This is a genomic window from Candidatus Eisenbacteria bacterium (assembly GCA_035712145.1).
Taxonomy (GTDB): domain Bacteria; phylum Eisenbacteria; class RBG-16-71-46; order RBG-16-71-46; family RBG-16-71-46; genus DASTBI01.
This window is the reverse complement of record DASTBI010000066.1, coordinates 1-5027: the sequence shown is the minus strand read 5'-3', so window position 1 is coordinate 5027 and position 5027 is coordinate 1. Positions and strand designations below refer to the sequence as shown.

Genomic DNA, 5027 nt, shown 5'->3' with positions numbered 1-5027 from the left:
ACGGGAAGCCGGGCCAAAGGCGTCCGTCCGAGCGCCTCCGAGAGATCGCGCGACACGTACGCCGCGGCGATCAGGGCGTAGAAGCCGAGGAAGCGCTGCCCGAAGCCGACGAGCACGGTGAAGATCAATGCCAGCACGACTTCGACGCGATCGACGCGCCGCTGGAGCAGGCGACCCAGGATCAGCAAAGGCCAGCCCGCGAACAGGAGCGGAAGACCGTTGGTGAGATTCAGGCGCCACATGATCGGCTTGAGCTCGCCGACCAGCTGGAAGATCGCCTCGTGGCGGCCGTTCAGGAAATAATCGAAGGGCTGCCACAACGCGCGCCATCCGAAAGGATTCAGGAACGAGGCCACGATCGCCGCCAGCAGGACGATGCCGAGCGCCGGACCCGCGGCGCGGCGGCGGCTGAGCATCTCGTCCAGCCAGAACACCCCCAGCACGACGAGGCCGAGGTAGTACGAGATGTGCGCGTTGGCCCACAGACACGCGATCACGACGAGCCATGGCCAGCGGCTGGGTCCGCCGTGGCGGCGGGCCTCGAGGATCCACAGCTCGAGCGCGAGCAGGACGACGACCAGCGTCTCGGGACGCACCATGGAGCGCTGGCGATAGACCAGCGCGCACAGCGCGATCACCACGAGCGGCGTCACGCCACGGGCGCCCATCCTTCGCGCGACGGCCCACATCAGCCCGAAGGCGAGCAAAGTGGTCAGCCAGCGCCACACGAAGAGCCCGACGACTCCGCCCGACGACCAGAACGGCCAGATCAGCGCGCGGAAGAGCCAGGACGGGAGCACCTCCGGCATGCCATAGCTCGGCCAGGTCCAGAGATGCTGCTGCGGAACGCCGTGCGTGCTCCAGATCACCTTGCCGACCCGCAGATGCTGGAACAGGTCGGGATCGAAGATCGCGAAGCTGACCGAGAGGACGACGGAAGCCGCCGCGGCGAGGATGGCCGCGAGCACCGCGGGATGCGTGAGAGTCGCGGGCGCGGCCGCGGGGCGTTTGCCCCGGCCCGCGCGGGTCACTCCAGGATCTCCACCTTGAACACGTGGTCACCCTGGACGATCTTCTGCACCGCGTCCATGCCTTTCACCACCCGGGCGAAGATCGTGTAGCGGCCATCGAGGTGCGGCTGCGGTGAGTGGGTGATGAACCACTGGCTGCCGCCCGTGTCCTTGCCCGAGAGCGCCATCCCCACCATCCCCGGCGCATAGCGGAGCTGGTTGTACTCGCAGCGGATCGTGTAGCCGGGGCCTCCGGAGCCGGTGCCGGTCGGATCGCCGTCCTGGATCACGAAGTTGGGCACCACCCGATGGAAGGCGCGGCCGTCGAAGTAGCCCCGCTTCGCGAGCCGCACGAAGTTGCGCACGGTCTGCGGCGCTTCGTGCCCGTAGAAAGCCCACTCGATGTCGCCCTGGTCGGTGCGCAGGATCGCGCCGCGCGCCTTCGGCGGCTTCTCGAAATCGCCGGGGTAGCTGGGGGGCCTGGAACTCTGGGTCGGGTGCGCGCGCTCGATGCTGTCGGCATAGGCGCGTCCGGCGAGGTCGCGCAGCGCGTCGCGAATCGCGATGCGCGCATCGGGATCGGCGTCGGCGGCCCGCTGCGCGTACACGGCGGCGAGCCGCGGCACGCTCCCGGTGTCCTTCAGCTCGGCCAGCGCCGACGCGCAGGCGGCGACGAACAGCGTCGTGGTGTCGGAGAGTGCGACTCGCAGCAGATCCGCGCTCCCCGGCTCCCCGCGCGCTCCCAGGACCTCGGCGGCCGTCATGCGCTCGAACAGCGGGCGCTTCGCATCCATGTGCTGCTTGCAGAAACCCAGCCAGGTCTGCGTGGTGGTCACATTGCGGAGCGCCGACATGACGCCGGTGCGGACGTAGATCGAAGGATCGTCGAGCATCATCTTCCGGATCGGGGTCGGCATCACATCCGGCCGCATCGCGATCAGCGCGCGCGCCGCCGCCGTGCGCGTCGCGGCATCCGGATCGCTGAGATGGGCGCCGAGCGAGTCCACCATCGCCTGCTGGGCGAGCGAGTCGGCCGCGAGCCAGGCGAAGCGCTCGCCCAGGGCCGCGGCGGCGGTCGAGCGCACGTAGGGATGCGGATGCCTGAGCAAGGGCACCAGCGCCGGCCCGCATGACGTGCAGGTGGTGTCGCCGATGAACTGGAGCGCGCGAACGGAGTTCACCACGACCGCGAGGTCGGGTTGCCGGAGCGCCTGGACCAGAGCCGCATGGGCACGCGGGCTCTTCTGCCGTCCCAGCGTCCGGGCGGCGTAGGCGCGCACCCGCGGGCTGGCGTCGCCCTCCAGATGCTGCGAGGCCACCTCGATGACGCGACCTCCCGCGACGATCTTCTCCAGCGCGTACAGCACCCGCCAGCGCACTTCGGGATCCGCGTCCTGATGGTGCGCGAGCAGCGGCGCCAGCGCGGTCGAATCGGCCAGCCGCCACAACGCCATCGCCGTGGTCGCCCGTAGCTCGGCCGACTTGCTGGCCAGCGAAGGCAGGATCTTCGCGGTCGCGGCCTTGTCGCCGAGCTTGCCCAGCGCCTCGGTGGCGAGCACCACCACCGCGGGATCCTGGTCCGCGAGCCGCGCCTCCAGCATCCCGCGTGCGGAGCGATGGCCGATCTGGCCGAGCGCGAACACCGCTTCGCGCCTGACCTCGGGCTTGGCGTCGGCCAGCAAGGGCTCGAGCGCCGGCACCGCGGTCGAATCCTGAAGACGTCCGGCGGCGAGCGCGGCCCGCACCCGGAGCTTGGGATCCTTGTCCTTGAGGCCCTGCTCGATCTCGGGCCGGAAGCGCCGCTCGTCCTCGGCGATGGCGATGCTCCGCGGGGAAACCGCCGGAGTCTTGGCGTGCGCGACCCCGGCGAGGAGCACGCACAGACCCACGAGCGCCCAGGGCGCCCGCGGCTCACTGCGTATCGGCACGATGGGGCTTGCGGAGCTTGACCAGGCGGCCGATGTATTCGGCCTTGGAAGGCCCGTTGGTCGCCAGCATGCGGTAGACGTACACGCCGTTCGCGAGCAGGTCGCCCTCGTCGTCCCGCCCGTCCCACGGAAGCTGGTGATAGCCGGGCGTCAGTCCCCGCTCGTCGCGCTCGTAGATCAGCTTTCCGTTGGTGGTGAACACGCGGATCAACAGATCCACCGGCGCTCCCGACACCAGGGTGAACGAGAAAGCCGTCCCTCCCTCCTCGTCGAAGGGATTGGGGAAGGCGACCGGGTTCTGCACCTGCAGCTCGCCGCCGCCCACCAGGACTCGGAAGACGTGGGTGTGCGTGCCGCCCCCCGCCACCGAGAGCGCGACGCTATAGGTGTCGATCGCGTATGGGGCGTGAGTCCAGGAGAGCACCCACTCGCGGCCCGAAGCGTCACCGGGAACCGGGGCGGCCGTGAACGGCTGGTTCACGCCGTTGATCGTCAGGATCAGGTCCGATGCGGGGACGAGCGGCTTGGGCGAGAAGAAGCGCAGCGCGACATTGCCGCTCGGCGGCACCGGATCGTTGTCGGCGAGCACGGTGTTGTTCAGCAGGAGCTGGGAGAGGAACTGGAACACGGCGTCGAAGCGGCCGGTGACTCCATAACGATCGGTGGTGACGAACGTGTAGCTGTAGGACACGGGGCGCAGCGTCGTTCTGTAGGTCAGGTGGTAGCGACGGCCGCCGCTCGCCCCGTTGGTGTCGGGGAAGGCCGGGGTCAGCGTGTAATCCGCCGACGGGATGACGACCGTGCCGCTCGGATCGTTGCGCTCGAGCGCGATCGAGGTGAGCGCCACGTTCGACACCAGATCGGCTTCGAGCCGCAGCGTGTCGCCGAGCGTGTGAAGCCGGATCGGCTGGTCGTCGGCCACGGGCAGCGTATTGGCGGTCACCGCCGCCTGGGGTGGGCCGATCGAGAGCCGCGTGGCCGGATCGCCGAGCAGATGATAGCTGAGCCCGATGCCTTTCTCGTTGGGATTGAACACGACGGTCGGAACGTAGCGCGCCAAGGCGAGCGCGATGGTCTCGCCCAGCACCACCCGGGATCCGCCCTGGCCCAGATAGGGATCATGGGGCGGATCCTCGAACATCGCGCGCGCCCAGCTCACGTTGATGTGCGAGGTGCCGCTGAAGGGCAGGATCTCGTAGCCGGTCGACGCCCAGCTGCCGATGGCGCCTCGCACGGGCAGCGTCGCCATCTCCTCGCCCAGGGCCGGTCCGCGGCCGGCGCTGCGGTCGCCGAAGCGCGCGAAGGCATTCGCGTGGCAGGAGAAGGCCGAGAACAGGAACGGCCTCCCGTCGTTCATCAGGAGGTCCTTGTCGTCCTGACCGCCGCGGTTGATGTAGAGATCCTCGTGCGCCAGCACGAACTCGTTGGCGTGGCCCTGGAAGTTCCACCACATCCGCCCGGCGTTGAGCCGCGAGATGAGGTCGGGCGTGATGCTGCTGTGGGTGATCTGCTGCGCCGTCGGCTGGTCCTTGCAGGTGCAGTCCGGAGACGACGGGTGGCAGGCCACGTTGTGGAGCTTGCTGTCGAGGTGGAAGGTGTCGAGCACCGCCTGCTGCAGCCCGGCATCGTCCTGGATCACGGTGGCCACCGTCTCGTTGAGCTGCCGGAACACCACCTCGGGGGGCCGATAGCAGTAGCCGAGCTGTGCGGGACCACCGCCGAAGAACGTCTCGGCGGAATACGCGTCGTCGTCGCTGAGCAGGATGCTCTGGCGCCAGATCTGGTCGCTCGCGAAGTTCTCGTAGGCCACGAGCTTCGCCACCACCGCCTGCGCGGCCGCCAGCGTCTGCACCGGAGCACGACCGATGAAAAGGTCCTGGAGCACCGGCTCGACGCCGCCGAGATCGCAGTTCTCCATGCACACATACCAAGGGTCCGAAGGAATGATCTCGTAGCCGAACTGAATGGCGACGGGGCCGTTGATCTTGTGGACGGGGATGAAGTCCGGGCTCGATTCGCCCATGAAGTTCTGAGGGTCCTCGCTCCCGTCGCCGAACAGCATCAGGAACTTGGCGTTCCAGTTGTCGTA

The 5027-nt window shown here is 68.8% G+C and carries 3 protein-coding genes; all 3 read right to left on the bottom strand.

Annotated elements, in window-relative coordinates:
• Nucleotides 1–1031, bottom strand: a 1031-nt coding sequence (locus VFQ05_03985) for a hypothetical protein (protein HET9325910.1), incomplete at its 3' end; no start/stop codon positions are given.
• Nucleotides 1028–2938: a HEAT repeat domain-containing protein gene (locus VFQ05_03980; protein HET9325909.1), complete on the bottom strand. Its 1911-nt coding sequence runs from the start codon at nt 2936–2938 to the stop codon at nt 1028–1030. The genes VFQ05_03980 and VFQ05_03985, both read right to left, overlap by 4 nt.
• A partial coding sequence (locus VFQ05_03975) for a C25 family cysteine peptidase (protein HET9325908.1) occupies nt 2922–5027 on the bottom strand: 2106 nt, incomplete at its 5' end. The genes VFQ05_03975 and VFQ05_03980, both read right to left, overlap by 17 nt.